Source organism: Aequitasia blattaphilus (assembly GCF_024721305.1).
GTDB classification, from domain to species: Bacteria; Bacillota; Clostridia; order Lachnospirales; family Lachnospiraceae; genus Aequitasia; species Aequitasia blattaphila.
Genome location: NZ_JAMXOD010000049.1, coordinates 1 through 3,392, shown reverse-complemented (window position 1 = coordinate 3,392; position 3,392 = coordinate 1). Strand labels below are relative to the sequence as shown.

At 41.0% G+C, this 3,392-nt stretch carries 5 protein-coding genes and 1 pseudogene; all 6 read right to left on the bottom strand.

All coding sequences use genetic code 11. The annotated features are described in order from the left end of the window. Positions 1–230: pseudogene (locus NHH15_RS15325) on the bottom strand (hypothetical protein); the annotation flags it as partial. 14 nt (positions 231–244) lie between these two features. Continuing rightward, on the bottom strand, positions 245–1,399 hold the full coding sequence (locus tag NHH15_RS15320; protein ID WP_262067521.1) for an ATP-binding protein: 1,155 nt from the start codon (positions 1,397–1,399) through the stop codon (positions 245–247). Then, complete coding sequence (locus NHH15_RS15315) at positions 1,399–2,703, bottom strand: AAA family ATPase (protein ID WP_262067520.1); 1,305 nt, start codon at positions 2,701–2,703, stop codon at positions 1,399–1,401. The genes NHH15_RS15320 and NHH15_RS15315 overlap by 1 nt, the downstream gene beginning before the upstream one ends. After that, positions 2,703–2,981: a hypothetical protein gene (locus NHH15_RS15310; protein WP_262067519.1), complete on the bottom strand. Its 279-nt coding sequence runs from the start codon at positions 2,979–2,981 to the stop codon at positions 2,703–2,705. The genes NHH15_RS15315 and NHH15_RS15310 overlap by 1 nt, the downstream gene beginning before the upstream one ends. 23 nt (positions 2,982–3,004) lie before the next feature. Further along, the gene (locus NHH15_RS15305; protein ID WP_262067518.1) at positions 3,005–3,157 is read right to left on the bottom strand and encodes a hypothetical protein; all 153 of its coding nucleotides are present in this window, start codon (positions 3,155–3,157) and stop codon (positions 3,005–3,007) included. Next, positions 3,154–3,392 (bottom strand): hypothetical protein (locus NHH15_RS15300; RefSeq protein ID WP_262067517.1); only part of this gene is annotated, 239 nt, incomplete at its 5' end. The genes NHH15_RS15305 and NHH15_RS15300, both read right to left, overlap by 4 nt.

Here is a 3,392-nt window from a genome sequence, read left to right as displayed (position 1 = left end):
TTTGTATGTAGGAAAAGATTGTGATTAATATATGCAGTTCCATTCGGAGAATCTACTCGAATCTTTACAATTGCTTTGTTGCATGCCGGCAGATTGTCACTTCCTGCATGTCTTGCTCTTTCAAAACTTTCTACCAAAAAGTCATACTCTCCTTCTGGTAATAGGACATAATCGTCATCCTTTGTAATCTCATCTTCCCATCCTAATTCTCTTTCATTTACTTGGCTCATTCTTATTTTCCTCCTTAATTAAACGGTGTATTATATGTGGCTCTTAGATCCTGAATCATCTTGTAAACTTGCTTCCATGCCCCTACCAGAACTCCATTTACAAAGTCTTCGGGGTAATTTTGAATTGGAGTATCTATCGGAAAGTATCCCCGCTGTGCAACGACCTTTTGAATCTCCTCTTCGGACACCAGGCCACCTTCCATTAAATCACGTAGATTTTTCGGAATAGACTTCGGTAACTGAAATGCTACCGGCGTTGCACTTTTCTCTTCTTCCGGAGGATACACTATTGTTTCATCAGCATCCTTTGGAATTGTATTAAAGTCCAGGCTTTCTTGTTTGGGTTTCTCTTCTTCCGGTTCTTTTACCGGTTTTGTTTCTTCTTTTGGCTTTGTATCCGGAGTATTCGCCACCGGTACTTCTACGGAAGTCTCTTGTACTGGCACATTTTCAAAGATAAAAGCAATTTCTTTGTAGTCCATATCCAGTTCTTCCGGAAGATTGTGCCGGTTCTTTGCATCCCATGCAGGGTGATGGGTGGTGTACATCACACGTTTTCCACCTTGCCCCTTAAACTTTGTACCTTTATCATCTGTTGCAACCACAAGGGTCTTATAATTACAGAACAGCACCATGTCTGCCCACTCTTTTAAAAGAGAAGCTGTTTTTGCTGTTGTTTTATTTCCTAACTTCAATTCATACCGGTCATAAGCTCCCATTTCATCCGGCTGCTCAAACTTTGTCAGTTTTGCATGGGCTGTTACAACCACATTGATCCCAATCTCGATTAAGTCACTGAGAAGGTTCAAAAGTTTTCCGAATTTCTCTTCCAACTGAATATAGCCTTCTCCATATCCAAACTTGGTTATGCTATCCTTATTTCCTCGGTCACATACATACTGAATTACAAGACGCTCTGTCCAGTCCGCAGTATCGATGACTAAAGTCTGACACGGCTTATTTTGCTTTACCCACTCAATCTGCTGTAGAAGCATTTCCAGGCTACTGGGTGTTTCCAGCCTTTGCAGGTCCATGTTATTCGTACTTCCTTCTGTATCAATGAATAATGGTTTTGGAAACTGGGAAGCCAATGTTGACTTCCCAATTCCTTCTGGCCCATAAATAACCACTTTTTGTGCTTTCGCGATTTTTCCACTAATGATCTTCATTAAAACTCTCCTTCCTTCCAGGATGTTTTAGCAGGCACTTCAGGCGCGTCTTCCGACTCCTGTCCTTGGACATATCCGTCTTCAATGATGATGGAACATTCCTCCCCGGTGCTGACTCTTGTCGCAATCACCTGAAGACCTTCTCCTTCTAACCACTTCCCAAATTCATTCAAAGTATCTACATCCATCTGCTCTAACTTATCCATAAGAACGAATCCACACTTCGGATTAAGCTTTCTGACGATTGCCGTAGAAACCATAAGGCGCTCGGATCCGGACATGTTATCCCATTTCTGCCCTTTGTATATTAACTCTCCTTCCTTTACAGACAGCTCTGGAAGAGGCAAATCCGCCTGATTAAGAAGGGTTGTTTTTTTATCTCTGACGGCCTTTAATTCCGCAGTGAGTTTTTGATATTTATCCTCATAATCCTGTGCATCCTCTTCAGCTTTATCTTTATCAAGGTTTGCCCGGACTTTCACATTGATTGCTTCAATATCCTCAATGTTCTTTTCAAGTTCGGCAGTAGATTGATCTTGAAGATCCTGGATATCCATGTTTGCGATTTCAAGATCTCCTTTAAATTGGTTAAGCTTTTGGCTTGCCTCCTGAAGCTTCTGCGTCAGTTCCTCAACAATTTCTTTCTGACGTTCTACAGCCTCGTTAAGTTGTGCTGCATGATTCCTCTTTTGCTGATTTTCACCATTCTTTGCAAGGATCTCCTGTTGCTGTCTGATCAGCTCCGACGCTGAAATGGGATCCTTCGGTGCATCCGGATAATAAGGCTGCTCTTTTGCAAACTTCTTTTTTTGATCTGCGATCTGTCCCGTTGTAAGTCTCTTTTGGTAAATTTCTTTTTCTTCTGTTTCAAACTCCGCTACCTGGTCTCCCAGACCAATGATCTGTAAAAGGGTCTGCGCCTTTTCTTTTCCGGAAGCTTCCATAAACCTCGGGAGATCTAATGCTAACTTTTCTACGAATTCATTTAATAGTAATTGTCCACCTTTTTCACCTTTAGGATCCGTGACTTTAAGGGTGCTGTTCTTCCCTTTTCTCTCAACTACAAGACCATTACTCATTACTATATGTAGATTGGGAGGAATTACAGACCCATTTCTTGTAGCATCTGATGGTGCAAATGCGTCACCGCCTAATGCCCAGGCAATAGCATCAATCACAGATGTCTTTCCCTGCTGATTTTTTCCACCAATCACCGTCAAACCATTTTTAGTCGGCTCGATCTTGACCGCTTTAATACGTTTTACATTTTCAATCTCAAGCTTATTAATCTTGATATTCTCCATTACTCCTGTCCTCCCCTGCTCATGAACTCTTCAAAGAACTTATTTATTGCATCCTGTGCACTGGCATTCTTCTCGAAAACAGTGCTCTGTCCATCAGACATCATACCTTGATGTTTTTTCGCATTTTCCATAATCGTCTCAAGGAGCTGATCAGCCGCCTTCTCACCCACCATTTTCGTAACCGTCTCTCTTAATGAGATTACAACCATCTCTAACTCTGCTGAAAGAGTAAGGATATCTCCTGCTATTATGCATTTACCTTTTTCAGTATTAATCATTTGACTTTTTCCTCATTTCTCCCTTATACTAAGGGTGTAATTGTTAGTCCCTCTTGCTTGCCGGCTGGGGACTTTTTTATGTGTAAAAACTCTTTTACTCCGGATACATCTTTGGGAGTAAACACTAATATAAACTCGTCTTTTGTTGTTCCTCGAAATTCTGTTACTTGGTTCATCTCTCACCGTCCCGTACGTAAACGTTTAACCCAGCGTGTCTGTGAGTTACTAATTTGTTTTCATCCATTTTCACTAAGATTCTCATGATTTCGTCCATATCCTCACCCAAACCAAAATAATTTACCGCATCATTAATTGCGTCATAAGCATTGTGTATACCATCACATCTAAACGTAAATTCGCGTGTTCCACCTGTAGTAATACCTATTTCAAAATGTTTCATAACTTCTCCTT